Raw genomic sequence first — 25983 nt, 5'->3', positions numbered from 1 at the left:
ACAATTGCTTGCCTGTAAGAGCGTGAATATATTAGTGAAGGAGACAATGGGGCATATGGATTTGATTGTAAAACCGACTCCGCAATTAGAAGGTGAGATTGGGGCGCTTTCCTCCAAAAACTATACAACGCGTTACCTGCTGGTTGCAGCTCTGGCGGAAGGAACCAGCACCGTATTTTTCCCGGCCCACAGCGAGGACAGCGACGCTATGAGACGCTGTATTCAGGACTTGGGGGCGGTACTCGTGGAAGATGAGGAGAAGGCGGTCATTACCGGGTTTGGACGCCATCCCAAACATGTGAAAGAGCTGAATGTCGGCAATGCAGGAGCAGTACTCCGTTTTTTGATGGGCGTCGCCTCGCTTTGTCCTGATGTTACATTCGTAAATACTTATCCCGATTCCCTCGGCAAACGCCCGCATGATGATCTGATCACGGCACTCGAGCAGATGGGGGTTCAGGTGGAGCACAATGATGGCCGCCTGCCGATCCGCATTCAAGGCGGACAACCAAAGGGCGGATCGATTAAAGTATCTGGCTCGGTCAGCTCGCAGTATTTGAGCGCCCTTCTGTTTGTGACACCGCTGCTCGAAGAGGATAGTGAGATCGAGGTGCTGGGCGACCTGAAATCCAAAGTTGTCGTCGGACAAACGCTTGAGGTGCTTGAGCAGGCGGGCATCGTGATCCATGCCAGCGAGGACTACATGCGCTTCCGGGTTCCAGGCAACCAGTCGTATGAGGCTAAATCCTATACCGTGCAAGGTGATTATCCGGGCTCTGCCGCTGTGCTTGCCGCTGCGGCGGTCACACAGTCTGACGTGCTGATTAAGCGTCTGCCTGTGGAGAGCAAGCAAGGGGAGCGGGCTGTCGTGGATGTCCTTCGCATGATGGAGGTCCCGTTGACGCATGAGAACGACGAGGTACATGTGAAAGGAAACGGAAAGCTGAAGGCTACCCAGTTCGACGGTGATGCGGCAACGGATGCCGTGCTGGCGATGGTTGCTGCTGCAGTGTTTGCGGAAGGAACCTCCCGTTTCTACAATGTGGAGAACCTGCGTTACAAGGAATGTGACCGCATTACTGACTATTTGGCAGAGCTTCGCAAAGCGGGTGCCAATGTAGAGGAGCGGCAGGCTGAGATCATCGTGCATGGCCGTCCGGAAGGTGTGGAAGGCGGCGTGGAAATTAATGCTCATTATGACCACCGCGTGATTATGGCACTCACGGTTGTGGGTCTTCGGGCCAAGCAGCCTCTGAAAATCAAAGACGCACACCATGTAGCCAAATCGTATCCACAGTTCTTTGATCATATGAAGGCGCTTGGCGCTCAGGTAGAATGGGTAAAATAACAGTGTAAGTAGTTGTACGCTACTTGGAAAGGCGTGATAAAGCATGGCTTTTGAAAATCCGACTCGTGATGAGATCAAAAAAATTCTGGAGGGCGCCGGTAATATTGCCGTTGTGGGCTTGTCCGATAAAACGGACCGGACTTCATATATGGTTGCCCAAGCGATGCAAAACCGCGGCTACCGGATCATACCCGTGAATCCGGCTGCAGCAGGAAAACAAATTCTAGATGAGACATGCTACGCTTCTCTGAAAGATATTCCTGAACCGGTAGACATCGTGAACGTATTCCGCCGCAGCGAATACTGCGCGGACGTCGCACGGGAAGCTGCTGACATTAAAGCCAACGTGCTTTGGCTGCAGCTTGGAATTGTGAATGACGAAGCGGCTTCCATTGCGGAGCAGAACGGCATGAAAGCGATTATGGATCGCTGCATTAAAGTCGAAGAAGCCGTCACACAGCCAGACAGATCAGGAAAACAGTAAGCAGGAGAACAGCAAGTTAGCTGCATATAACGGAGCACCCACGGTCAACAGTATAGATCGAGGGTGCTTTTTTAATTGGAAAGGGGTGTTTTTTCTTTTTGACAAAATCTTGATGAAAGCGTACCATATTTAAATATGTGCAGATTTGCAGGAATCGGCGAGCGTGAATTTTGCAAACTCTGATGTGCTTTTAGAAAGGAGTGTGCCTTTCCTTGAATTGGCTCGGATCTCTGCAGCAGCTCGGAAGAGCGGTTATACTCCCTACGATGGTACTTCCATCGGCCGCCATACTGCTGAGCGTAGGCAGTCTTCCCTGGGCCGCCTGGGGCCTTCCTCACGTCGCTGAGGTTTGTACATGGGCAGGACAGGGCATCTTCTATTTCCTTCCGTATCTGTTTGCGGTCGGCGTAGCCTGGGGTCTTGCCAATCAGGCGGGACCCGCAGGGCTCGCAGCGCTGGCAGGCATGTTTATTTATGATCAGATTACGAGGCATATGGGCAGTGGTCATATTCAGCCTACGACGCTAATTGGAATTATCTTCGGGATATTATCAGGCGTGGTTTACAACCGCTTTAAGCATATTAAGCTGCCTGAGGTGGTACAGTTTTTTGGAGGCTCGAGGTTTGTCCTGCTGTTTATGGGACTTTTTTCGGCCGTGTTCTCATGGCTGATGCTGTTCATCACTCCTTATTTGCAGCAGGGATTGGATGATCTAACGATCATGATGAATCATTTGGGCGGCTTCGGACTGTTTTTGTACGGGATTTTATACCGGATTTTGACCGCATTTGGTCTCCACCATCTTTTAAACAACATTTTCTGGTTCCAGCTCGGATCCTACCAGACGCCTTCCGGCAACATTGTCCAAGGGGATCTGCCGCGCTTTTTTGCGGGTGACCCGACAGCCGGGACCTTTATGGCGGGTCTGTTTCCGATTATGATGTTCGCGCTGCCGGCCATCGCGCTTGCCATCATCCAGGAAGCGCGTGAGGACTTGAAGCCGAAGATTAAAAAGACTTTTTTAACGGCTGCCCTCGTATGCTTTTTAACAGGGGTGTCCGAGCAGATCGAATTTGCTTTCCTATTTGCGGCACCGTATCTGTTTATTCTGCATGCGGTCATGTCCGGAGTAGCCATGTGGATAACCTATGAGCTTGATATTCATCACGGCTTTTCCTACTCGGCAGGTGCTATAGACTATTTCCTGAATCTGCATCTGTCTCATAACGCATGGATGCTGATTCCTATCGGTATCGCTTACGGGCTCGTCTATTACTTTATGTTCAGATGGGCGATCCGCAGATTCCAGATCCCAACGCCGGGACGCGAGGAAGGATCTACGCTTGAGGATTGGGCGGGAAGCATTCCATACCAGGCTCCACTTATTCTTGAAGCTCTGGGTGGAAAGGAAAACATCGTGCAGGTGGAATCCTGCATCACTCGGCTCAGGCTCACCGTCAAAAACGACCGACTTGTGGATAGCAACGCGCTCAAGCTACTTGGCTCGGCGGGCCTCATTAAGCTTGGCGGGGGCAACGTTCAGGTCGTATTCGGAACCTATTCCGAGCTAATTCGTGAGGAAATCAACAAGCTGATGCAGCGGGATCTGCCGCAGGTACTATTCAGCGCGCCCGTTCAGGGCAGGATGCTTCCGATCGAGGAGGTTCCGGATCAAATATTTGCAGCCAAGCTGGTCGGCGATGGTGTAGCGTTCATGCCTGACCGCGGAGAGCTAGTCTCGCCAGTGTTTGGCACGGTAATGCATGTTTATCCGACCATGCACGCGATCGGCATTTCCACGCCGGAAGGGCTGGAAGTGCTGCTTCATATCGGCATTGATACCTCTCAGCTCAAGGGAGGGCATTTTTCGGCTGTTGTGCAAGAAGGGGATCAGGTTGTACCGGGTCAGCTGCTCGTGAAATTTGATCTAGTTTATATTCGGGAGCATGCCACATCCATTGCGACGCCGATGGTCATTACCAATCCTGATCGCGTCAAATCTTGGAGCTTTGCTCCGTTTAAGGCTGTTAAGAAGGGGCAGACATCAGTTATGTCCATCGTATTACACGACAGAAATGTTGGAGGTTTGGAATCATGATACAAGGCATCGGAGCATCTGCCGGCATCGCAATTGGAAAAGCATTCGTTCTGCCGAACTGGGAGTGGGATCTGCCTGAAACCGGAATAGACGCAGTCGATCTGGCCAATGAATTTGAGCGGCTGTATGAAGGGATACGTACCTCCAAAAACGAGATCGAATATATCAAAAATGAATTTCGGGACATCGTCGGCGAAGAGGAATCCAGTATTTTTGATGCTCATCTGGCCATTCTGGACGATCCCGTGTTTATGAACGAAATCCAGGGAGTCATCGAGCGGCAGTATAAGGCTGCGGAAGTGGCGGTCAAGGAAGCGATCGACCACTTTGTGACCATGTTTGACCTGCTCGATGACGAATATATGAAAGAGCGTGCCATGGACATCAAGGACGTCGGCAACCGCCTGCTGAAGCATCTGCTCGGGGCACCTGAAATTACGCTGCCGTCGGATACGCAGCCTTATATCCTTGTCGTTAAGGAGCTGTCACCATCACAGCTGGCGCATTTGAATCCTTCCCACGTACTGGGCGTGGTGACGATGCTAGGAGGCAAAACGTCCCATTCTTCCATTATGGCGCGTGCTCTCGGCATGCCGCTTGTTGCCGGGCTTGAAAGCAAGCTGACGACACCGATTCAAACGGGCGACTTAATCGTGATGGATGGTGAATCCGGGCATTTGTTCGTCAATCCGGAAAAACGGATCATCGAGCAGTTTGAATGTGCGCGGACCGAGCAGAAGTTGAAGAAAGAACAGCTGGAACTGCTCTCAACCGTCGAATCCGTGACCAAAGACGGTACACATATGCGATTGTCGGCTAATATCAGCTCGGTCAAAGAGCTGGATATGGCTGTGAAATACGGTGCTCTCGGCGTCGGGCTGTTCCGTACGGAGTTTCTTTATATGGATCGGAGCACCTTTCCGAGTGAAGAGGAGCAGTTTGCTGTATATCGTCAGGTCGTTCAGAAAATGGATGGACGTCCGACCGTCATTCGTACGCTCGATATCGGAGGGGATAAACAACTGGAATATTTCCCGCTGCCGCAGGAGGATAATCCGTTTCTCGGATACCGGGCGATCCGGATTAGCCTGGAACGTCAGGAGCTGTTTCAAACCCAGCTCACAGCTATTTTGAGGGCGAGCGCTTACGGAAAAGTCAAAATTATGTATCCAATGATCTCATCAGTGGAGGAGGTCAGACAAGCCAATCTAATTCTCCGCAAGGCTATGGCAGATTTGGATACCCGGGGCATCCCTTATGATGCCGACATTCCCGTCGGAGTCATGATAGAGATCCCGGCTGCCGTCGTGATTGCAGATCTGCTGGCGGAGGAGAGCGATTTTTTCAGCATAGGCACCAACGATCTGGTGCAATATGTGCTCGCTGTTGACCGGATGAACGAGCAGGTTGCTCACTTGTACCATCCGTATCATCCTGCTGTCTTACGTATGCTCCGCACGATCGCGGAAGCCGCTGGTAAGGCGAATATCCCGGTGAGCGTTTGCGGGGAGATGGCGGGGGACGAGCGGTCCATTCCGCTATGGCTCGAGCTTGGCATCAATGATCTAAGCATGTCGATCCAGTCGCTGCTGCGCGTGAAACATCGGGTATTGAACACAACCGCTTCAGCTGCCCGCGAAGCTGCCCGCCAATGCTACAAGCTTGCAACCAGCACGGAAATTGAAAAGTTGCTCACAGACTTTAATGAATCCAGCTGCTTGGATAAGAAGAGCGCAGGATAAAGTGGAAGACAGTCAGTTTCATAATGAAATAGTTGATACAGCATCAAGCCCGCAGCGTTCGTTTTCGAATGCCGCGGGCTTTTTTTCTATAAATGGTTTGATCCCATGAAAGAGATGGGCTTTTTGGTAAATAAAACAGAAGGCCTCTTAGGAAGGATTCAACGTCTGTGTAAGCGAATATCAATCAACAGCTAATTTAACTAAGCTCATCTGAGTGAAAAAGATAGAAATAGCCTGGGGTGGAAACATGTCAATGAAATGTAACTGCGAGCAATACTTAAATCTTGAGCTTCGTACGGTAATGTATACACGGAGCGTGATGATTCGTCATGTCCCCGTGTTTGTCTGCGACCACTGTTTAACTTATGAACTCATGCCTTCCATGAGGCCTAGTTTGAAGAAATGCGTGGAGCTGCTCGGTCCGAATCCTTCGGACACCAGCTTTTCGCTTGCTGACTTTCACGAGCTGGCCCGTTTAATATATGAAGTGATGACGGATGCGGATTATTCCGAGGACGACTTTAAAAGCAAATTGGAATATGAAATACAGGAACGCATCAACCTGCTTCTAGATTTATATAAAGTGGCTGAGAGCATGAACGATCATACATGGATCGGAGAAATTCGCCACCGGCTTTCGCAGTTGTCCGTTATTTTGCCGGAAATGAATGTATTTTGACAAATGTATGAAAATTGAATGGTTTTCAGAATTATTTTCATAGTTAGTTGGATTTTTCACGAGCTTTTTGATACGATAGAATAAGGGATTTTAATCGAAAAAAGGGGATGTATATCAAATGGCGACGATGACCAAACTGACTACTAGCGACCAGTTGCAAACTGCATTGGAAGCCTCAAAAGATAAACCTCTGCTTCTTTTTAAACACAGCACGCGCTGCCCGATTAGTAGTGGGGCCTATCAGCAAGTCATGTCATACTTACAAAACGAGCCAAACGAAGCTGTAGAATACGGTTTAATCCATGTGGTGGAGGATCGTCCGGTTTCTCTTGAAGCAGCGGATACTTTGGGCGTTCAGCATGAGTCCCCACAGGTGATTCTGGTCAAAAATCGGATGTCTGTTTGGCATACATCTCATTCCCATATTACTGTGGATGCTCTCAAACAGCATTTAGAAAGTAAGTAAAGCGTTATCATTGCAGAATGCGACAATTTGTCGTATCATTATTTTAATGGGTTGACGAATGAAAATTTATTGGCAATGGAGAGAAGGAATTTGACGGTAACCATTTACGATGTGGCGCGTGAAGCAGGCGTATCGATGGCAACGGTATCGCGGGTTGTAAACAATAACCCCAACGTAAAGCCTCAGACCCGGAAAAAAGTATATGAAGCGATTGAACGTTTAGGATATCGTCCGAATGCGGTGGCGAGAGGTCTTGCCAGCAAAAAGACGACAACGGTCGGGGTTGTGATTCCCGATATCTCGAACTCTATTTTTGCAGAAATCGCTCGGGGTATTGAAGATATCGCTAACATGTACCACTATAATATTATTTTGTGTAACGCTGATAAGAAAAAGGAAAAAGAAATCCGTGTTATCAACACCCTGCTTGAGAAGCAGGTGGACGGGCTGCTCTTTATGGGCGGTACGGTAACGGAAGAGCATATTCAGGCATTCCAGACTTCTGCAGTTCCGATCGTGCTTTGTGCGACGCGGGATGAGAACGGAACATATCCGTCTGTAGATATTGATCATGAAACTGCAGCATTCGATGCGGTTAATACCTTGATCCGCCATGGACATCGCGAGATTGCCATGATCAGCGGCACGCTTCAAGATCCTGCGAATGGTTATTCCCGTTTTCAGGGTTACAAGAAGGCCTTGGAAAACGCAGGCATCGAATATCAAGAGGACTTGGTCCGCATTGGCAACTACCGCTATGAATCCGGCGTAGAAGCAATGAAATACTTCCTTGGTCTGAAGAAGAAGCCTACGGCGGTCTTCGCGGCAACGGATGAGATGGCGATCGGCGCCATCCACAGCATTCAGGACAAAGGCCTGAGAGTGCCTGAAGATTTCTCTGTTATCAGTGTCGATAATACTCGCATGGCGTCTATGGTCCGTCCGCTGCTCACTACGGTAGCACAGCCGATGTACGATCTTGGTGCGGTTGCCATGCGTCTTTTGACCAAGCTCATGAAGAAGGAAAATGTGGAGAACCCTCGGGTTATTTTGCCGCATGAAACGATTTTGCGCTTGTCTGTAAGCCACGTGAACGAATAAGAATACAGATACTCTCTATGAAAAGAAGCCCAAAGCTGTTCATGAGAGATGAAAAAGGTTAAGATACGCTGAAAAAAAGCTCCTTACGGGAGCTTTTTTTTCGCATATCAGCCTGAATACCTATACCAACTGTCAAAGGGAGAATGGAAATCATGCAGCAAACAATCGGAATTATCGGAGCTATGGACGAGGAAGTGGAGCTGCTTCTAGCCGGAATGCAAAGCTCGGAAACCGTGGTTAAAGCGGGTATCCGCTATTACAAAGGTACATATCATCAACAAAATATTGTCGTATGCAAATCGGGAGTGGGCAAAGTCAATGCAGCGGTAACCACTCAAATCTTGATCGATACTTTCGGTGTATCCAAAGTATTGTTTACAGGCGTGGCGGGCGCCGTTCATCCGCAGCTAAACATTGGAGATATTGTCATTTCTTCTGAATGCCTACAGCATGATATGGATGTGACCGCACTGGGGTATGAGCGGGGGGTCATCCCTTATCAGGAGGTTTCCGCGTTTCAGGCGGATCCGGCACTCACCGCGCTAGCTGAAAAGGCCTGCGGTGAGCTCGGCGAGGTAAACTGCAGAGTTGGACGTGTATTATCCGGAGACCAGTTTATCGCCAGTGTTGAACAGGTTACCTGGTTCTACGAGCATCTGCAGGGAGCATGTGTGGAAATGGAAGGAGCTTCTGTCGCGCAGGTGTGTTATATGAATGGGGTGCCATTTGTCGTTATCCGCTCCATGTCGGATAAGGCTGACGGCTCCGCACACGCGAATTTTGCCGAATTTACAGTTGCTTCCTCACGCCGTTCACATGCTATTCTCGATTATATGCTTGAACATATGTAAATTTAAGACTAGTAAAATACGAAAAACTCCGGATGCTTTTCCGGAGTTTTTTTGGCGTATATATCTAACAAGAGCTTAATACATAAAACGCTGCTGAAAACGAACTCGGTCAAACTGCTCCTTGGAGGAGATCGGGACATCCCGGCCTATTCTCACCATCAGGCAGTTCGCCGGATGCGAGCAAATCTCCGGATCGTCGGTTGCGTACCAGACCATATCTACAACCTTCATCAACCGCTCCATCATTTTTCGGTAATCCCATACGTTTAACCCGCTGCTTTTCAGGTCCCAATGCCAGTAGTATTCCGTTGTGAACACGATATATTGTTCCATCTGGCCATCCTCGAAGGCGGTCTTAATCATCTTTTGGCCCAGACCAAGCGAGCGGTAATCATTGGCGACTTCAATCGCACCAAGTTCCACCAAGTCTACCATATTGCCCTGCGACCAGCGTTCCTGCTCGTCTGGATAGTGGAAGGTTACGTATCCGACAATGACGTCTTCCTCGCGGGTTATGATGATTCGGCCTTCTTCCAGGCCCGCGATCTCCACGAGCGCCTTATGCTGCTCGGTAGGGCGGCGGAAAGCATCAAGATCGGGGTGCATGGTCAGTTCGGACAGCCTTTCGGGCGGTACAGGACCTTCGACGATCAGGCAGCGTTCTTCAAGAGGTATGGTTTGTACATGGTACAGTTTAAGGTGTTCCATCTGGACGCTCCTTTCTGGTTCTAACCTACTTATAGCAAAAAAAAGAATAAATGAAAAGCGATGGCAGGAACTTTCATCCTATGCTATAATGATTTCTGACATAAAATAGCCACAATTTTTGATCTTTTTAACCATCTGCCAGACCTGCTGTAACATATGTTTTACGCTACACAATCCATCATCAGATACTTTTGCTTTGAAGACTGATTACGTGTGTATGTTGTCATTATGGCATGAACTCATACAAGATTGTAAGCGCTGCCCTATCATTTGGGAGAACAGAGGGAGGATGAAATTATGGATCAAAATCAAAATGAAATTTTACCAAGCGTTGCGAATGCGTCCAACCTGGGCGATTATGAAGAAGCTCGCTCGCAGTTCCAGTGGGAAGAGGTAGAGAAGCATTTTAGCTGGCACACCACCGGTAATGTGAATATGGCGTATGAAGCCATCGACCGACACGTGGCGGAAGGCCGTGGTGACAAGAATGCGCTGCTTTACAGTGATGCTTCCCGTGATGAGAGCTATACCTTCGCTGATTTGAAAGAGCAGTCCGATAAATTCGGCAACATTCTCCGTAAAAACGGCATCGGCAAAGGGGACAGGGTGTTCATCTTTATGCCTCGTAGTCCGGAGCTCTACTTCTCACTCATGGGTATTTTGAAGGTGGGAGCTGTTGTCGGACCGCTTTTCGAAGCATTTATGGAAACAGCCGTTAAGGACCGTCTGGAAGACAGCGGTGCTGTTGCACTTGTCACAACGAGCCAACTGCTCGGACGTGTAAAGCGTGACGAATTGCCTGATCTGAAGCATATTATTGTTATTGGCGATCAGGTGGAAGAAGATGAACAAATCATTGACTATGCCAAGGCGATGAAGGAAGCTTCTTCGGATCTTCAAATCGAATGGCTTGATCGCAATGACGGACTAATTATACATTATACCTCCGGTTCCACAGGAAAACCGAAAGGCGTATTCCATGTACAGAATGCCATGATTCAACATTATTATACGGGCAAAATGGTACTGGATCTGCGTGAAGATGATATTTACTGGTGTACAGCTGACCCGGGCTGGGTAACAGGTACTTCATACGGTATCTTCGCACCTTGGCTGAACGGTGTAACGAATGTCATTCGGGGCGGCCGTTTCAGTCCGCAGGACTGGTACGGTACAATTAATAAATATAAAGTTACAGTATGGTACAGTGCTCCGACGGCATTCCGCATGCTGATGGGAGCGGGCTCGGATGTCATTTCCCAGTTCGATCTGAGCAGTCTGCGCCATGTACTCTCCGTAGGTGAACCACTCAATCCTGAAGTGGTTCGCTGGGGTCAAAAGGTATACGGTCAGCGTATCCATGACACTTGGTGGATGACGGAAACTGGCGGCCATTTGATCTGTAACTACCCATCCATGGCTATTAAGCCAGGCTCCATGGGTCGCCCGATTCCGGGCGTACAGGCGGCGATTCTCGATGATAACGGCAATGAAGTTCCGCCTTACACGATGGGCAATCTTGCCATTAAGACACCATGGCCGTCCATGATGAATCAAATCTGGAACAACCCTGCCAAGTATCAGGAATACTTCCGGATTCCAGGCTGGTATATCTCCGGCGACTCGGCTTATATGGACGAAGAAGGCTACTTCTGGTTCCAGGGCCGGGTCGATGATGTCATTAACTCCTCTGGTGAACGGATCGGACCATTCGAAGTCGAGAGTAAGCTGGTTGAGCATCCTGCGGTAGCCGAAGCCGGCGTTATCGGCAAACCGGATGCCACCCGGGGTGAAATCATCAAAGCGTTCATCGCACTCCGTGAAGGTTATCAGGAGTCTGAAGAGCTGAAGAACGAAATCTATAAATTCGTGAAAGAAGGGCTCTCAGCCCACGCAGCGCCGCGTGAAATTGAATTCCGTGATAAGCTGCCGAAGACGAGATCCGGCAAAATTATGCGCCGGGTACTCAAAGCATGGGAGCTCAATCTCCCAACGGGCGATCTGTCCACGATCGAAGATTAATATTGAATGCAGTATCCTTTCAAGGAAGCACCGGATCTTTTAATCCGGTGCTTCCTTTTTTTAAGATTATGACGCCGTATTCAATGATCAAGTGAATGGTTATAAAAAAAAGGAGACTATCCTGCTGTGATAAGCAGGATAGTCTCCATCAAGTCCATTGCGATTTACTTTTTCTCGAAAAACGCAGCTGGTGAAGGCTGCGATTCACCCTTCGCATTGACGGCCATCACCCGGAAGTAGCCTTTGATTGCTGTAGACGTGGTATATTTGAAGCTGGGTTCATGGCTGGTACCGATAGTATTATAGGGACCGCCAGGATTTTCACTGTAAGAAATGTTATATTCAGTCACCATTTCGTCTGCATGTGACGGGTTCCACTGGAACGTGATTCCGTTATCCGATGGCGCGATCTGCAGTCCAGTCGGAGCGGAAGGAGCAGATGCGGGACCTTGCCCCGGTGGATCCGTTACATCTGGAGTGTCCGGAAGGCCGGTGCCTGGGTCGACGACGTCTCCTGGAGTGCCTGGGTCCACCGGTTCACTAGGCACATCCATGATTCCCACGCCGAGGCTGTTGACCGTTATGCTTGGTACAGATTCTTTGCCTGCGACATCGACGGCCGTGATATAGAAGCTTGTGCCTGCATTGGCTGCACTGGTAAAGGCATATGGACCGCCTGTAAGAACGGCGCTTCCTGTCTTTTGGAATGCACCGCCATTTTGGGAGCGGTACAGCCGGTAGCCGACAACATCGGATTGACTAGACGGATTGAATGTAATGCTCGCCTTGCTGCCGTTCAAAGACATTCTGACGTTGCCAGGAGCCGAAGGTGCACTTCCGTCATCGACACGCGGGTCAATCTCGGTCGGGATATCCTCAGCCGCATCACGTGGTATATAGTAGGATAACGGCTCATGCCCACCGCTCATTTTAGCGAAGGCTGCTTCAAGCTCTTTGATCAGGTCTGGAATCGGCTTTTCCCGCTTGACGACAACCTTTTCCTTCAGCATATCATCAGGCGTTCCATCCTTCGGAATATAATTGACGCCGTTATACGTAATATACTTGGCTTGTGCAATTCCGTCATCACTGTCTTTAGGAACATATTTAATATTAAAGAGATCAGTAACATACTTATCCGTTAGTGATGTAGGGAGCTTGCCGCTGTATGCTGAGACCGTCTTGGATACAATTCCATCCGGTTTCTCGAACTTAGGCGTTTTGAATAAATCAGGTTCTTTCTCGACAGCTTCATTCATGATGAGTGTCCAGATGGACTGGGCACGCTTCTTGGCCGCCTTCGTTTCCAGGGTGTATTTTGGCTCCTTGTAGCCCACCCACACACCGAGCGTAACATCTGGCGAGTAGCCCATAAACCATACGTCTGCGTAGTTCTGGGTGGATCCGGTTTTCCCGACAATCGGTACAGCTTTGAAGTGCTTGTAATTATTCCGAACTGTACTGCCTGTGCCGTCCGTAATCACCGTACGCAGCATATCCGTCATCAGATAAGCCGTTTGCTTGGAGTACGCCTGTACTGGTTTGGCTTCATGCTGGTACACGATGTTGCCGTTCGAATCCACAATTTTTTCGATCATATAGGCGTCATTAAAGGTGCCCTGGTTCGCAATGGAACTGTATGCATTGGTCAGTTCCTCAACGGTTACACCGTATTTCAGACCGCCCAGAACGCCCGTCTGAGCCGAGTAATCCTCTTTTTGAATGGTACTAATCCCAAGCTTCTGTGAGAAGGCCCAGGCGTTATCGATACCAACCACATTATTGAAAAGCTTCAGTGCGACGGTATTGACCGATTTGTTGAGCGCGGTACGAGCCGTCATCAAACCGCTGTAGCCAGAGGTCGAGTTTTTAGGGATATGGTAACCCTTGCCACCGTCCTTCAAAATAATCGGAGCATCGTCCAGAACGCTTGCAGGCTGAATGGCACCGGATTCAATCGCGGGCAGATACGCCGCAATCGGTTTCATAGTGGAGCCTGGCTGCCGGATCATCTGCGTAGCATAGTTCATCTGCTCTTTCTTGAAATCGCGGCCTTCAAGCATCCCCAGGATCGCGCCGGTATTATTGTCGATCATCATGGCAGCGGTCTGCTCAGGTCCTTTGGTTTCACTATCCGGACCGAAGTTATCTTTGTTTTCACCAATCTTGTGCATGGAATTGTACACACGCTTATCGATGGTGGTATACACGCGATAGCCGCCGGTTCGGAGCTGCTGATTAGCTGCTTCAAGCAGATCGCTGTTGTCTTCGTTCTGATCCTTTTGATTGGCTCCTGCTTCCTTGAGATTCAGCTGCATAAGTATTTCCGAAGCCTGACGCTCGGTCTCCATCATCAGGTATGGGTAGGTCGCGTACGCCTTATCCATACGCGGTGCCAGAGCTTTACGGATGTCAAAGGCCATGGCCTCCTTGTACTCTGCTTCCGTAATTTTATTCTCTTCCAGCATACGCCGCAACACGAGATGCTGGCGGTCCAAGGCGCGTTTGAAGGCGTCCGGGTTGAATTCGCCTTTGGAATTGAAGGCGGAGTATTTGGTTGGAAGCTGGGGAAGGCCGGCAAGATAGGCTGCCTCGGCGATATTAAGCTTGCTTAAATCGTTTACATTAAAGATGCCTTTTGCTGCCGCTTTAATCCCATATAAGTTGTAACCGCTTGAGCCTTTTCCGAAAGGAACCTTATTCAGATAGGCGGTCATAATTTCTTCCTTTGTCATGAACCGTTCGAGCCGGAGTGAAAGCAGGATCTCTTTGATCTTGCGGTCATCGGTCTTGTCTAGACTCAGAAAGACCCGTCTGGACAACTGTTGAGTCAGCGTACTGCCACCCGTTTGAATAGATTCATGAAACAGCTTTTGCTTGACGGCACGCATGGTGCCTTTCAAATCCACACCCTTATGATTGAAAAAGTTGTTGTCTTCTATTGAAACAACCGCATCGATGACTATTTGGGGAATCTGCTCGTATTCTACAGGACGTCTGTCTTCGTCCGTACGGATCTGGCCGATAGGCGTAGTTTGATCGCGAAAATACGCAAAGCTGGTGATAGAGTTTTCACTCATTTTTTGGTCTATTAGAGCTCTTGAGCGGACGGGATCATCCTTCACTACGGCAGTGACGTAGCCCATAACGGCACCCCCGGCGAACAAGGCTCCCATAAGACCAAAGACAAAAAGCCAGAGAAAAACAAGACCCGTTGTCCGGGCGTAGGACCGTTTACGCCTCGGAGCAGTCTGTTTATCAGGTTTTTGATTGTTATTTTCAACCATTCGCGTGCGTTCCTCCTTTTAACGGAACTATTATAGCATAATTTGCGGATTTTGAATGCAGGGAACGAATGAGGGCTTTTTTTTAGGATATTTGACATAGCTGGGTGATATCAACGCGGAAGTCGCGCTGCGTAACGGGGATGTAATCCAGTCCGGTAAACGGAAGCATGGGAAAATCAGGCTGGATCGATGATGAATTAAAAAAAGAAGAGGGGATAGACCTCTTCTTTTTTACGTGACCCGTCCTTAAACGGCGAAAATCCCGAAGCCAAAGGCTCCGGGATTAGTTCAAAGCAATGATTAACGGTTGTAGAATTCGACGATTTGTTTTTCGTCGATGTCTTGGGAAAGCTCAGCGCGCTCAGGAAAACGGATGAATTTGCCTTCCATAGCTGCATCGTTGTACTCGAGGTAGCCTGCAAGATGGCTGCGGTTTTCCAAAGCTTCTTTAATGGAAGACATACCGCGGCTTCTTTCACGAAGGCTGATAACGTCCCCGGTGTTTACCATGTAAGAAGCAACGTTAACCTTTTTGCCGTTTACAGTGATATGACCGTGGGATACCAGCTGACGTGCGCCTGCACGGGAGTTAGCGAAGCCAAGACGGTAAACGAGGTTGTCCAGGCGGCTTTCCAGCAGGAACATGAAGTTCTCACCAGCGATACCTTGCATTTTTTGTGCTCTGTGGAAGAGGGTGCTGAACTGCTTTTCACCCAAACCGTACATGTGACGCAGTTTTTGCTTTTCAGCGAGCTGCATACCGTAGTTGCTCACTTTTCTCCGTTGGTTAGGACCGTGTTGTCCAGGAGGAAAAGGACGCTTCAATTCTTTGCCAGTACCGCTCAGGGAGATGCCCAGACGGCGGCTCAATTTAAATTTAGGACCAGTGTAACGTGCCATGTTATAGTAGACTCCTTTATTTTCAAATAATTTTAGAAGTAGGGCTCTATTTGCGCCGGGTAAGTTAATTGTGCTAGCCTTATCGGCAAGGCACCTGATTGAAAAGTTCAGCCGCTGTTCAATCAGTAACAAACCACGTGAGGGTGACACAACGTTACGCCCAAATTTCAGACTGTTTAACAGTCTTTTTCATCAATATATTCTATACGAAAGGTAAGGCGTAAGTCAAGTCCTGAGAAATATCGAGAAACGTCTAAATTTGTCGATAGGGCTTTGGTCCTAAAAAAGTAGGGCGGATCTCTGAAATATTGATGCAAAATTAGTTTGAAGAGAGTAGAATAAGATTATATAAAACTAATGAAGTTACCCTCATTTGAATGCGCAAATGAGGTATCATATATATGAGTCTAAAGTCTGCCTACGGCTTCAATGATTTTGAATTATATTCCGAGTGAACAGTGCCGTGCAAGTCACCTTTTAACACGGTGAAAAGGAGCGCCTGCTATGTCAGAACATCATCAGGATTTTTCCAGACATCAAAGTCTATTTCAGACAAATATTGAAGTGGCGTCTCCCATCGAGTCTTCTGATTTGTGGCTGAAGGAGATGGACATTACTGAGTACGATCTGTCCTATATCCGTGAGGTTATTCAGCAATCCTTCGAGGATTGGCGGAAGGAAACCGGCTCGCTGCCTCTCTCGAAGCATTCTTTATGGGCAGTCATTGATTATGAGGGAGCTTATGCCTCTGGCGAGGAAACGGTATATTCATTGCTGGAAGGACCGCATGCGGGGCTGCTGCAACATTGTTTACTGTCCCATGAGCTCGTTTATGACGTGATTGAGCATGAGGATTTTCCAATGTATAAGGGACAGGTTTTGTGCGTGGTTCCGATTCTGTCGCGGAGCGGGCAGTTGGTGATATCTGTGCTAGCCTGCGTGCTTCCGAGGCATATCTCCGAAAGCTCTGGGCTCGACGCCGTGGAAGCGACGGCACTGCATTATCATTCCTGTTTTTTCAGACATTATGAGTACATATTTGTATCTGATGTAATGAAAATTCAAAAGAATGCCGAACGGGAAGCCAGCAGACGTTCGATTCTTTTTCAAATTATGCAGCGAATGCATGACCAGATCGATGTGGATACAGTTCTCACGGAGGTAATCGACAGCATTGCCGTACTGTATCCGTCCATTCAGCTCAGCCTTCTTATGTCCCAGGATCATCAGTACAGCAATCCCAAGGTCAAGACGCTCGTGTTCCATCCATGGGGGGAGGACATCTGCGTACGGGCCTTTATGGACGGGCGGCTTATCATTCAGGACTGCAAGGAAGCTGGCGAAGAGGATATGGTGGAGATCAGCATTCCGCTCGGAGGCAAGCAAGGGATATACGGCGTGTTTCATTTGAAAATGACGCGTGATTTCCAGGAAGACCTGGATTTACAGTTGATCACGATGGTGATTGACACTGCCGGAAATGCCTTTGAGAATGCCAAGCTGTATGAGCAGTCGAATTTGCTGATTCATGAGCTTCGTCTCATCAATGAATTGACGCAGCGGTTGAACCAGAGTCTACAGCTTGCGGACATCTACCAGTTTGCGAGCGAGGAGCTGCTGAACATTTTCAATGCGGATTACTGCTGCTTCCTTCAATTTAATGAAGAGCGTAACGTTCTGGAAGTCGTATCCTGCAATGAACCATCGCTGTCCAAGGATATTTTTAACAAGGATTACGGATTTGGCGGACTTGTGCTTGAGAAGAAGGAACCAGTCATTTTGTCTGATTACCACTTGAACACCAAGGTCTCCTCCAAGCTGATGGAAGTTACCGGATCGCAGTCGCTGATTGCTACCCCGCTGACCGTTAACGGTACGGTGATGGGGGCGATTCTGCTGACACACCGCAGCCCGCATTTCTTCTCTTATGATAATTACCGGTTGCTGCAAACGCTGGCGAGTCATATCGGGCTGTCGGTGAGCAACGCTCTTCTGCATGCTGAGCTTCGCCGAATGGCGAGCCGGGATATGCTGACGGACATGTATGCCCGCCATTACCTGGATGAAGCGATTCAGGATTATCAAACGAATGATTTTTGCGGCTCCTTGATTGTTGTAGATATTGATCAGTTCAAGCAGGTGAATGATACATACGGTCATCAAAAGGGAGACAAAATTCTGAAGCAAGTCAGCGAGATCGTCAAAACCTCCATCAGACCGGTGGATATTCCTGCTCGCTGGGGTGGAGAGGAACTCGCCGTATATCTGCCGCAAATGGGGGTTCATCAGGCAATGAAGGTAGCCGAGGTCATCCGTACCCGGGTGGCGCAGGAAACCGATCCTGAAGTGACCGTATCCAGTGGAATCGCCGAATGGTGTATCATCGATGACAATGTCAGCGTGGACAGTCTGTTTTACAGGGCCGATATGGCTTTGTACCGAGCTAAAAACAGCGGTCGCAATCAAATTCAAATCGAAGAAATCACGGATAAAAGAGCGTACCTGTGCTAGAGGCAGGCGCTCTTTTTTTGGTGGAAGAGATTTGCATAATTGTACAGAGGGCAGGCAAGCCTAAGGCAAAATGTTTAAAGAGGGTTGTCAAAATGAGCAAATGGAACCTAAGCCTTGGTATTGCTGCTTTGCTATGGATATGTGTCTCTTTAACGGGCTGTGGGCTGCTGCAAGATCATAAAAGTCCGGAGAAGTGGTTCAAGCAAACGATTGCTGGGATGGCTGGAAAGGATTCTTTTTCGTTCAGTGGAGAAGCTGCGGTACGTACCCAGTCCCAAAAGGGCTTTCGACAAAACATGGCCTATGAGGGCAGTCTGACCGAGCATGACAAGTTGACGATCCGGAGCATGCTGCCGACTCAAGCCGCCGAAGCCAAGAGTGAAAAATCGGCCAAGGCGAATAATATGCATGCGGCTAAGGCCGGTTTCCGGCGTCAGGACGGCCACTGGGTGCATTTATTCAGTGAAGGCAATACGTCGCTCAATTCTTCACTGGCTCGTTTTAACCCGCTCGCACAGCTGGATGCCATTAGCTATCTACCTAAGCAAATAAGAGAGGCTTCAGGGGCTGCGAGAGGGACAAAGGTGCTGCGTATCGAGCTTGCGCCGGAGGCGGCCAAACAATGGCTGTCTGATCAGCTGGGAGAGGAGATGAACTTAATCCGGCAGCAGACGGTTGCTGGGAGAAAGGACCTTACCACGCAAGAAATGCGGCAGCTATCCGATGTATGGAACAAAGGTAATGCGCAGATGAATCAAATGCTGGAGCATTCGGAGGTGAAAATGGTTTACTACTTGACGGTGGACAAAAAATCGGGGTTTCCTGTCAATCTCTCCTCGGAAAGTGAAATTCTCTATCTGAATCAACATCAACAGGAGGAGAAGGAAACGTTGGTAAATGACGTAAAATTCCATCCTTGAGGATTTCTTTCTTTTCGGCTGACTGAAATGGACAGAAAGTGCTACAATAGAAAACGACTAAATTAACCTTTGTTCAAAAAAGTATTTGTTCGGGGTTTTGGGAGGAAGAATCATATGCGTGATCCAAGAATTCAGAAGCTTGCTGAAAATTTGGTGGGTTACTCGGTAAACGTCCAGCCGGGCGAAAATGTTCTGGTCGAAATGATCGGTCCTGAACGCGATTTGCTAAAAGCTGTCATTGAAGAGGTACATAAACGCGGAGGTAATCCATTTGTTGAGCTGACGGACCGCACAGTTCAGCGTACCATGCTTATGAACGCCACAGAAGAAATGGTGAAGGCATGGGGAGAGCTTGATCTCGAACGCATGAAAAAAATGGACTGCTACATCGGCATCCGTTCAGGCGAAAACGTCAATGACCTGTCGGATGTGCCTGACGAGAAGATGCGTTTGTACAACAGCTTGTACAATCATCCTGTCCATAGCGGTCAGCGCGTAAACCATACAAAATGGGTTGTGCTCCGTTATCCGAATGCGAGCATGGCGCAGTTGTCTAACAAAAGCACGGAAGCCTTTGAAGACTTCTACTTTGACGTATGCAACCTGGACTATGCGAAAATGGATAAGGCGCAGGATCCTCTTGCCGAGCTGATGAGAAAAACGGATAAAGTCCGTATTGTGGGGCCAGGAACGGATCTCAGCTTCTCCATCAAAGGCATTGGTGCAACCAAATGTGCCGGTGAGAAAAATATCCCTGACGGCGAAGTGTACAGCGCCCCTGTCCGTGACTCGGTTAACGGTACAATCAGCTACAATACCAGCACAGTGTACCAAGGCATTACCTTTGAAAATATCAAACTTACGTTCAAAGACGGCAAAATCGTCGAAGCGACAAGCAATGAAACCGAGCGCCTGAACCAGATCCTTGATTCCGACGAAGGTGCACGTTATATCGGTGAGTTCGCGATTGGCTTTAATCCATACATTTTACATCCAATGAAGGATATTCTGTTCGACGAGAAAATTGCGGGCAGCATTCATTTTACGCCTGGACAAGCCTATGAAGATTGCGATAACGGCAACCGCTCGTCCATCCACTGGGATATCGTTTTGATCCAACGTCCGGACTACGGCGGCGGAGAAATTTACTTTGATGATGTGCTGATCCGCAAGGACGGTCTGTTCGTGATAGATGAGCTGAAAGGCCTGAATCCCGATCAATTGGTTTAATCTACAAAAATGAAATAGAAATCCCTTGCGTCAGTAAGCGGATTCAATGTATCATGATAGTGGTAAAAGATAATTATACCTGATACCAAAGCTACGGAGGGATCACTATGTCTAGTAATAACGCAGCTGTTGTGGAAATTGCTCAAACGGCAAGCAAATTTACTTCGTCAATCGTGCTTCAAGCAGACAACAAGTACATTGATGTCAAAAGCATTCTGGGTCTGTTCACGACCCTGGTTAGCAATAAAGGCTATGAGCTTCATGTTCATGGGCCGGATGCGGATGAGGCCAAAGCGGCTATGCAGGAAGTATTTGCAAAACACAGTCTTAAAGTCGAGCTTGTAGAAGACTAAGTGATTAAAAAGCGTTCTGCCGCATTACGGCAGGACGCTTTTTTTTGCAGGTTCTTGTATTGGGCTTTGATTTCGTCTAATATTAGAGAAGAGAACGAGGGTGTGACTTTTGGACATAGGGGGGAAGATGCATGACTTCTTCTGAGCTGCAGGAACAGTTGAACATGAAAGCAATTAGTCTTCTACAAGAAGATGCAGATAAAATACAGAAGCTGATCGAAGTACAAATGGAGAATCTGGCAACCCGCTACTGCCCTCTCTATGAGGAAGTGCTGGACACCCAGATGTACGGATTTTCAAGAGAAGTTGATTTTGCGGTAAGAGCGGGACTTCTGCCTGAAGCTACCGGCAAACAGCTTGTCAGCCAGCTTGAACGTAATCTGGCCATCCTTTACGAGGCCTTGAATAACAAGGAAACATAATAAGCCTGTTTTTGCAGGTTTACATGTTAAAAGCATGAACTCCTATATGGAGTCCATGCTTTTTTTGTAGGCTTTCTATAATGGCTTAAAGAGTTATACCATGAAAAAGGAAACACCCAGAATCACGTATACGACAAGTAGCAGCAGCCCTTCATACCAGTTGGTTTTTCCGTCCTGGATGATCGATTTGGCGATAAAGACGGAGACGCCGATGGCAAGAAGCTCGATTGTAGAAAATACGAGATTCATCGTGTTGCCGTAGAAATAACTTGCGAAGACGAGTACTGGAGTGACGAACAGGGCAATCTGCAGGCTACTGCCTACGGCGATTTCTACGGACGCACCGATTTTGTTCTTCATTGCAAGCATAACAGCGGCGCTGTGTTCCGCAGCATTACCGATAATGGCTACGAGGAAGGCACCGACAAACAGCTCGCTAAGGCCGAAACGGGTCGTGAAGGTCTCGAGTGTGTCGACCAGCCATTCGCTCACGAAGGCAACCATCACGGTTGCGAGGACTAGATACAGAATGGATTTGCCTTTGGACCAATCTGGAGTATGCTCATGCGGCAGCTCTTCTTCGGAATCTTCCGTAACATCGGCTAGATATTTCTTATGGGTGAACATGGAGAAAATCAGCCAGGCAATATATGCGACAATCAATATTCCGGCAACAATGAGACTGAGCGTTTGGGTATCGCTGGTGGTGATCGAGTGTGTGTTCAAAAATACAGCCGGAACAAATAACGCAATGATCGCTACAATCATGAGCGATCCGTTCATGCCGGCAAGGGATACGTTAAAGCTCTGTACTTTGAATTTGGTACCGCCCGCGAAAATACTCAGGCCCAGCACCAGCAGCAGGTTACCGATAATCGAACCGGTCAAACTGGCTTTTACCATATCAAACAGGCCCTCTTTAACGAGGAAAATCGCGATAATTAGCTCGGCCGCGTTACCGAAGGTGGCGTTCAGGAAACCGCCCAGGCGCTGACCTGCATAATGAGCGACGTTCTCAGTTGCTTTGCCCAGGAAGCCGGCTACGAAGATGACGGAAATGGCCGCCAGGATGAACTGGATGATAGGATCCCAGCCTGCAAAATGCGCAGCCGCACTAAGTACAAAGAAGGCAATCAGTAAAAAAGGGCTCAACCATTTTTTCAATTTTAGACACCTCAATCAGAATTATGTATATAAATTGATCTAAAGTTTAATCCTCCCTCTTCTTGATTCACGTTGTTAGTCAAAGAGATAGGTACCTATTCTTTAGTTCAATTTATGTAGAAAAGATTCTTTTTCAATATACCCAAAACGTATTGGGTTGTAAACAAATCTTAGGTGCAATATTTGCTTTTGGTTACTGTAAGATTTACAATACGGATAATGAGGTGAAGGAGGAAGGGGCATGACTGAACAGCTAAAACTGGAAACAGGAATGATTCGGATATCGGATGATGTCGTATCGAAAATCGCCGGTTTGGCGGCTCTGGAAACCCCCGGCATTGCTGCAATGTCCGGCGGATTATCCGAAGGATGGGCCAAACGTCTGAGCGGTAAAAATGTACAAAAGGGTGTTACTGTGGAAGTGGGACAGCTTGAAGCTGCCATTGATCTGCGGATCATCGTTTTGTATGAAACACCAATTCATGAGGTTTGCCGCATGCTGCAGCAAAACGTACGGGAAGCTGTCGAGAGCATGACAGGTCTTCGGGTTGTTGAGGTTAACATCAAGGTTGAAGGCGTTTCTTTCAAAGATGATGAAATTGAAGACATTTCGTCCCGGGCGAAATAATTACGGGCTAACATCTGTGGATGTTATTTTACAACAGCAAACAGTGAAAAAAGAGACTACACGGATCTCCGGTAGTCTCTTTTAATATTTACGGACTTTACAATCTCCTGCTTAACAGGCTGATTGCATTGTCTCGAAATGCTGAGCAAGATTCCCATGGAAAACATCATAATGAGCAGTGACGTTCCCCCGTAACTAATGAAAGGAAGTGTAACCCCGGTCAGCGGAATCGTCTGCGATACCCCGCCAATATTGACGAAGGCCTGAATGGCGATTAGCCCCATGATGCCGATACCGACGAGCGTTCCGAAAGGATCGGGACACCTTAGTGCGATGATGATTCCGCGCCATATGAAGTAAAGGTATACCAGCAGGAAGATGCTTGTTCCAATGAATCCGAATTCCTCTGCCATGACAGCGAAGATGTAATCATTGTAAGGGTTTTTGATGTAATTCAGCTTTTGGATGCTTTTCCCGAAGCCGGTGCCTGTAACCTGGCCGTTCCCGATCGCGGTCAAGGACTGAATGAGGTTGTAGCCCGTGTCCTCCGGATCTTTGTAAGGATCGATCCAGGCCGTGATTCTTCCCACTTTGTAATTGCTGTGCGTCTGCGGCTCATCACTGTGCGCGATCGATTTGATCAAATAATTGGCGCCGAGCACAAGGCTTGCTCCCAGAATCAGAAGGCCTGCCGAGGCGAGCATATGCTTCAGACTGGCGCCCCCTGCATAGATAATGATCGCACTGGTCGCTACAATAATCAAGGTGGATCCCAGGTCTGGCTGCATCATGATGAGTCCCGCAACAAAACCGACGATCACCATGACGGGAATATAGCCTGTCCTCAAATCTCTGAAACGTTCTCCCTTTTTGGAGATCAAAGCAGAGAGGTACAGGATGATCGTTATTTTGGCAAGCTCTGTCGGCTGGATTCCTAATCCCCCGATCTGTAACCAACTGCTCGCTCCATTAATGCCTTCGGTAAAAGGTACGAGTATTAGCAACAGCACGGTAACGAAAAACATGGGAATAAAGAGCTTTTTATACTTGCTGTAATGAATATTCATCGCTACGAACATCACGAATGTGCCGAGTATAGCCCACATGAACTGTCTTTTTGTAAAATAAAGTGGATCATTATTAAATTTACTGCTGGAAATGGTGAGACTTGAACTGGCACTGAACACCATCACCAGCCCAAAACCGACCAACAGAAAAGTAAGGATGAGCAGTTGGAAATCCGGCGTCCCTTTCTTCCTCGGTTGGGGTTTCTCTTGATTCATAAGGGACCTTCTCTAAGCTTCCAGTGCAGCTTTAAATTGCTGGATTTTTGTATTGGCTGTGTTGAGAATTTTCGAAGGAATCGGAGTCTCGTATTCCAAGCCATGAGGGAAGGTTGCTTTTCCCATGTAAACGGCTTCGATTTCGAGAACGGCATGCGGCTTTTCCAGCTTACCTTCCACAGCGCGCGTGTTCATACGCAGGTAGTACTCGGAGTGGCTGTCTGTGTCTTCAATTTTATATTCGTATGTAGCGCGGTAGTATTCCCATTGCCAACGAACAAATCCTGTTTTTTCGGCAACTTCGTCCAAAAATGCCAAGTCGCTCTTCAGCCCGACAAGTCCTGTATTTTCAAAAATCATCCTATTAAATCCTCCTTATTTAAGTACCTGTAAAGTTCTCTACTCATGATATTATGTTTCAGGCACATGTGCAAGCCTTGTCACTCTAGGGGGGACATACCCCATTTTACGCGTTTCTGCTACAATAGAAAAAAGCATTGTATCCAGGTAGTGGAAAAGCATGTGATTGGACATTCTTGGGCGAGAGGACGTGTGGTACATGAGAGAAGAGGCATTGTTAAATGCGCTGCAGCCGCAAATGATAAAATGGAGGCGCTATCTTCACCGTCATCCCGAGCTTTCATACTATGAGGAGAAAACATCGCAATTCGTTGCGGGGAAGCTGCGTGAGCTCGGACTTGAAGTAACCACGCAGGTCGGCGGTGGATATGGCGTACTGGCAGTTTTGAAGGGCGGGAAGTCAGGAAAGACTGTAGCGCTTCGTGCAGATATGGATGCACTGCCAATCCAGGACGAGAAGTCCTGTGAATACGCTTCCGAGGTGAATGGCATTATGCATGCCTGCGGCCATGATGGGCATACCTCGACGCTGCTAGCGGTGGCTGCATATTTCTGTCAACGTCAAAAGGATGTAGAGGGAGAAATCCGTTTTATCTTTCAGCCGGCAGAGGAAGTATGTCCAGGTGGGGCGCGCGGCATGATTGCAGCCGGGGTACTGCAGGGGGTTGACGTCATTTATGGGGTTCACCTGTGGACGCCAATGGAAGCAGGGACGGCGGCAAGCGCACCGGGACCTTTAATGGCGGCGGCAGACGAATTTTTTATAGATATTATCGGCAAGGGCGGCCATGGCGGCATGCCGCATGTTACGGTGGACAGCGTCGTAGCTGGAGCGTCACTTGTCATGCAGCTGCAGAGCATCGTAAGCCGGACGGTAGACCCGCTGAGGCCCGCCGTGGTGACCATCGGCACCATCCAGGGGGGGAGCGCTCAGAATGTGATCGCGGAATCCTGCCGGATTACAGGGACGACACGCACCTTTGACGAAGAGACACGGCAGCTCATCCGCAGACGGATTGAAGATATCAGCCATTTGACGGCCCAGACCTACGGCGCAGAAGCTAAAATCGACTATGTGATGGGTTATCCGCCGCTGGTGAATGATGATGATGAGACCGATCGGTTTTTCCGGGAAGCGCCAGGTGTTTTTGGTGCGGATCATGTCAGCCGCTGCGACAAAATCATGCCTGCTGAGGATTTCTCCTATTATCTTCAGGAAATTCCGGGCTGCTTCATGTTCGTTGGAGCGGGCAATCCCGATATTCAAGCGATCTATCCGCATCATCATCCCCGGTTTGATTTCGATGAATCGGCGATGCTCGGCGCGGCCAAGCTTCTGGTCACGATGACCCAATCGTATCAGGGCTGGGAGTAATCAGGGATTAAGAATGAAACCGGGATCCGGATGAGAATGATTTGGTGATC

22 protein-coding genes are annotated in these 25983 nt (G+C 48.5%); 16 read left to right on the top strand and 6 right to left on the bottom strand.

Annotated elements, in window-relative coordinates; genetic code table 11:
- Positions 1-55: 55 nt before the first annotated feature.
- The 8 genes from aroA to MUG84_RS06005 all read left to right on the top strand — a co-directional run bounded on the left by aroA (position 56) and on the right by MUG84_RS06005 (position 8770).
- Positions 56-1348: a 3-phosphoshikimate 1-carboxyvinyltransferase gene (gene aroA / locus MUG84_RS06040; RefSeq protein WP_244721824.1), complete on the top strand. Its 1293-nt coding sequence runs from the start codon at positions 56-58 to the stop codon at positions 1346-1348.
- A 43-nt stretch (positions 1349-1391) separates the two neighbouring features.
- On the top strand, positions 1392-1832 hold the full coding sequence (locus MUG84_RS06035; protein WP_244721822.1) for a CoA-binding protein: 441 nt from the start codon (positions 1392-1394) through the stop codon (positions 1830-1832).
- A gap of 212 nt (positions 1833-2044) precedes the next feature.
- Entirely contained in the window at positions 2045-3931 is a 1887-nt protein-coding gene (locus tag MUG84_RS06030) for a glucose PTS transporter subunit IIA (RefSeq protein WP_244721819.1), read from the top strand.
- Positions 3928-5673 carry a phosphoenolpyruvate--protein phosphotransferase gene (ptsP, locus tag MUG84_RS06025; protein WP_244721815.1) on the top strand — a complete coding sequence of 582 codons (1746 nt, stop codon included), beginning with the start codon at positions 3928-3930 and terminating at the stop codon, positions 5671-5673. The genes MUG84_RS06030 and ptsP overlap by 4 nt, the downstream gene beginning before the upstream one ends.
- A gap of 247 nt (positions 5674-5920) precedes the next feature.
- Positions 5921-6352, top strand: a complete 432-nt coding sequence (locus MUG84_RS06020) for a hypothetical protein (protein ID WP_244721813.1) — start codon at positions 5921-5923, stop codon at positions 6350-6352.
- 118 nt (positions 6353-6470) lie between these two features.
- Positions 6471-6818 carry a bacillithiol system redox-active protein YtxJ gene (ytxJ, locus tag MUG84_RS06015; protein WP_244721811.1) on the top strand — a complete coding sequence of 116 codons (348 nt, stop codon included), beginning with the start codon at positions 6471-6473 and terminating at the stop codon, positions 6816-6818.
- Between the two features lie 90 nt (positions 6819-6908).
- Positions 6909-7919, top strand: a complete 1011-nt coding sequence (gene ccpA / locus MUG84_RS06010; protein ID WP_244721808.1) for a catabolite control protein A — start codon at positions 6909-6911, stop codon at positions 7917-7919.
- Positions 7920-8071: 152 nt separating this feature from the next.
- Complete coding sequence (locus tag MUG84_RS06005; protein WP_244721807.1) at positions 8072-8770, top strand: 5'-methylthioadenosine/adenosylhomocysteine nucleosidase; 699 nt, start codon at positions 8072-8074, stop codon at positions 8768-8770.
- A 75-nt stretch (positions 8771-8845) separates the two neighbouring features.
- Here MUG84_RS06005 and MUG84_RS06000 read toward each other — a convergent pair whose 3' ends face one another.
- A complete protein-coding gene (locus tag MUG84_RS06000; RefSeq protein WP_244721806.1) occupies positions 8846-9478 on the bottom strand; it encodes a GNAT family N-acetyltransferase in 633 nt (210 codons plus the stop codon).
- 297 nt (positions 9479-9775) lie between these two features.
- Here MUG84_RS06000 and acsA point away from each other — a divergent pair, with 297 nt between their 5' ends.
- Positions 9776-11500: an acetate--CoA ligase gene (gene acsA, locus MUG84_RS05995; RefSeq protein ID WP_244721805.1), complete on the top strand. Its 1725-nt coding sequence runs from the start codon at positions 9776-9778 to the stop codon at positions 11498-11500.
- A 164-nt stretch (positions 11501-11664) separates the two neighbouring features.
- Here the strand turns inward: acsA and MUG84_RS05990 are convergent, their stop codons facing one another.
- On the bottom strand, positions 11665-14787 hold the full coding sequence (locus MUG84_RS05990) for a penicillin-binding protein 1A (RefSeq protein ID WP_244721804.1): 3123 nt from the start codon (positions 14785-14787) through the stop codon (positions 11665-11667).
- 300 nt (positions 14788-15087) lie between these two features.
- Positions 15088-15687, bottom strand: coding sequence for a 30S ribosomal protein S4 (rpsD, locus tag MUG84_RS05985; protein ID WP_244721802.1), 600 nt, complete (start codon positions 15685-15687; stop codon positions 15088-15090).
- A gap of 504 nt (positions 15688-16191) precedes the next feature.
- Between rpsD and MUG84_RS05980 the strand changes: the two genes are divergently transcribed.
- From MUG84_RS05980 to MUG84_RS05960, 5 genes are all read left to right on the top strand, one after another.
- A complete protein-coding gene (locus MUG84_RS05980; RefSeq protein WP_244721784.1) occupies positions 16192-18198 on the top strand; it encodes a sensor domain-containing diguanylate cyclase in 2007 nt (668 codons plus the stop codon).
- Positions 18199-18290: 92 nt separating this feature from the next.
- On the top strand, positions 18291-19118 hold the full coding sequence (locus MUG84_RS05975) for a hypothetical protein (protein WP_244721781.1): 828 nt from the start codon (positions 18291-18293) through the stop codon (positions 19116-19118).
- Positions 19119-19232: 114 nt separating this feature from the next.
- Positions 19233-20348 carry an aminopeptidase gene (locus MUG84_RS05970; RefSeq protein WP_244721777.1) on the top strand — a complete coding sequence of 372 codons (1116 nt, stop codon included), beginning with the start codon at positions 19233-19235 and terminating at the stop codon, positions 20346-20348.
- Between the two features lie 107 nt (positions 20349-20455).
- On the top strand, positions 20456-20701 hold the full coding sequence (locus tag MUG84_RS05965; protein WP_244721767.1) for an HPr family phosphocarrier protein: 246 nt from the start codon (positions 20456-20458) through the stop codon (positions 20699-20701).
- A gap of 131 nt (positions 20702-20832) precedes the next feature.
- Complete coding sequence (locus MUG84_RS05960; protein WP_244721765.1) at positions 20833-21123, top strand: Fpa/YlaN family protein; 291 nt, start codon at positions 20833-20835, stop codon at positions 21121-21123.
- Positions 21124-21216: 93 nt separating this feature from the next.
- On the opposite strand, the gene cax is transcribed toward MUG84_RS05960, so the two are convergent.
- A complete protein-coding gene (gene cax / locus MUG84_RS05955; RefSeq protein ID WP_244721762.1) occupies positions 21217-22287 on the bottom strand; it encodes a calcium/proton exchanger in 1071 nt (356 codons plus the stop codon).
- Positions 22288-22528: 241 nt separating this feature from the next.
- On the opposite strand from cax, the gene MUG84_RS05950 reads away from it, so the two are divergent.
- Positions 22529-22915 (top strand): Asp23/Gls24 family envelope stress response protein, encoded by a 387-nt coding sequence (locus tag MUG84_RS05950; RefSeq protein ID WP_244721760.1) that lies wholly within the window; start codon positions 22529-22531, stop codon positions 22913-22915.
- A gap of 56 nt (positions 22916-22971) precedes the next feature.
- Here MUG84_RS05950 and ftsW read toward each other — a convergent pair whose 3' ends face one another.
- The gene (gene ftsW, locus MUG84_RS05945) at positions 22972-24198 is read right to left on the bottom strand and encodes a putative lipid II flippase FtsW (protein WP_244721758.1); all 1227 of its coding nucleotides are present in this window, start codon (positions 24196-24198) and stop codon (positions 22972-22974) included.
- Positions 24199-24210: 12 nt separating this feature from the next.
- Positions 24211-24558, bottom strand: a complete 348-nt coding sequence (locus MUG84_RS05940) for a YugN family protein (RefSeq protein ID WP_244721756.1) — start codon at positions 24556-24558, stop codon at positions 24211-24213.
- A 199-nt stretch (positions 24559-24757) separates the two neighbouring features.
- Here MUG84_RS05940 and MUG84_RS05935 point away from each other — a divergent pair, with 199 nt between their 5' ends.
- Positions 24758-25933: a M20 family metallopeptidase gene (locus tag MUG84_RS05935; protein ID WP_244721754.1), complete on the top strand. Its 1176-nt coding sequence runs from the start codon at positions 24758-24760 to the stop codon at positions 25931-25933.
- The last annotated feature ends 50 nt before the right edge of the window (positions 25934-25983 follow it).

This window comes from Paenibacillus mangrovi (assembly GCF_022898935.1).
In the GTDB taxonomy this organism is placed as follows: domain Bacteria; phylum Bacillota; class Bacilli; order Paenibacillales; family Paenibacillaceae; genus Paenibacillus_AQ; species Paenibacillus_AQ mangrovi.
This window is presented reverse-complemented; position numbering and strand designations above follow the sequence as displayed.

Excerpts from the sequence above, each read along its gene's own strand:
- ytxJ (WP_244721811.1), top strand. The coding sequence starts at position 6,471 with ATGGCGACGATGACCAAACTGACTACTAGCGACCAGTTGCAAACTGCA.
- MUG84_RS05950 (WP_244721760.1), top strand. The coding sequence starts at position 22,529 with ATGACTGAACAGCTAAAACTGGAAACAGGAATGATTCGGATATCGGAT.
- MUG84_RS05940 (WP_244721756.1), bottom strand. The coding sequence starts at position 24,558 with ATGATTTTTGAAAATACAGGACTTGTCGGGCTGAAGAGCGACTTGGCA.
- MUG84_RS05990 (WP_244721804.1), bottom strand. The coding sequence starts at position 14,787 with ATGGTTGAAAATAACAATCAAAAACCTGATAAACAGACTGCTCCGAGG.
- aroA (WP_244721824.1), top strand. The coding sequence starts at position 56 with ATGGATTTGATTGTAAAACCGACTCCGCAATTAGAAGGTGAGATTGGG.
- MUG84_RS05935 (WP_244721754.1), top strand. The coding sequence starts at position 24,758 with ATGAGAGAAGAGGCATTGTTAAATGCGCTGCAGCCGCAAATGATAAAA.
- MUG84_RS05975 (WP_244721781.1), top strand. The coding sequence starts at position 18,291 with ATGAGCAAATGGAACCTAAGCCTTGGTATTGCTGCTTTGCTATGGATA.
- MUG84_RS05970 (WP_244721777.1), top strand. The coding sequence starts at position 19,233 with ATGCGTGATCCAAGAATTCAGAAGCTTGCTGAAAATTTGGTGGGTTAC.
- ptsP (WP_244721815.1), top strand. The coding sequence starts at position 3,928 with ATGATACAAGGCATCGGAGCATCTGCCGGCATCGCAATTGGAAAAGCA.
- rpsD (WP_244721802.1), bottom strand. The coding sequence starts at position 15,687 with ATGGCACGTTACACTGGTCCTAAATTTAAATTGAGCCGCCGTCTGGGC.
- ftsW (WP_244721758.1), bottom strand. The coding sequence starts at position 24,198 with ATGAATCAAGAGAAACCCCAACCGAGGAAGAAAGGGACGCCGGATTTC.
- MUG84_RS05960 (WP_244721765.1), top strand. The coding sequence starts at position 20,833 with ATGACTTCTTCTGAGCTGCAGGAACAGTTGAACATGAAAGCAATTAGT.
- MUG84_RS06005 (WP_244721807.1), top strand. The coding sequence starts at position 8,072 with ATGCAGCAAACAATCGGAATTATCGGAGCTATGGACGAGGAAGTGGAG.
- MUG84_RS06020 (WP_244721813.1), top strand. The coding sequence starts at position 5,921 with ATGTCAATGAAATGTAACTGCGAGCAATACTTAAATCTTGAGCTTCGT.
- acsA (WP_244721805.1), top strand. The coding sequence starts at position 9,776 with ATGGATCAAAATCAAAATGAAATTTTACCAAGCGTTGCGAATGCGTCC.
- MUG84_RS06035 (WP_244721822.1), top strand. The coding sequence starts at position 1,392 with ATGGCTTTTGAAAATCCGACTCGTGATGAGATCAAAAAAATTCTGGAG.
- MUG84_RS06000 (WP_244721806.1), bottom strand. The coding sequence starts at position 9,478 with ATGGAACACCTTAAACTGTACCATGTACAAACCATACCTCTTGAAGAA.
- MUG84_RS05965 (WP_244721767.1), top strand. The coding sequence starts at position 20,456 with ATGTCTAGTAATAACGCAGCTGTTGTGGAAATTGCTCAAACGGCAAGC.
- MUG84_RS05980 (WP_244721784.1), top strand. The coding sequence starts at position 16,192 with ATGTCAGAACATCATCAGGATTTTTCCAGACATCAAAGTCTATTTCAG.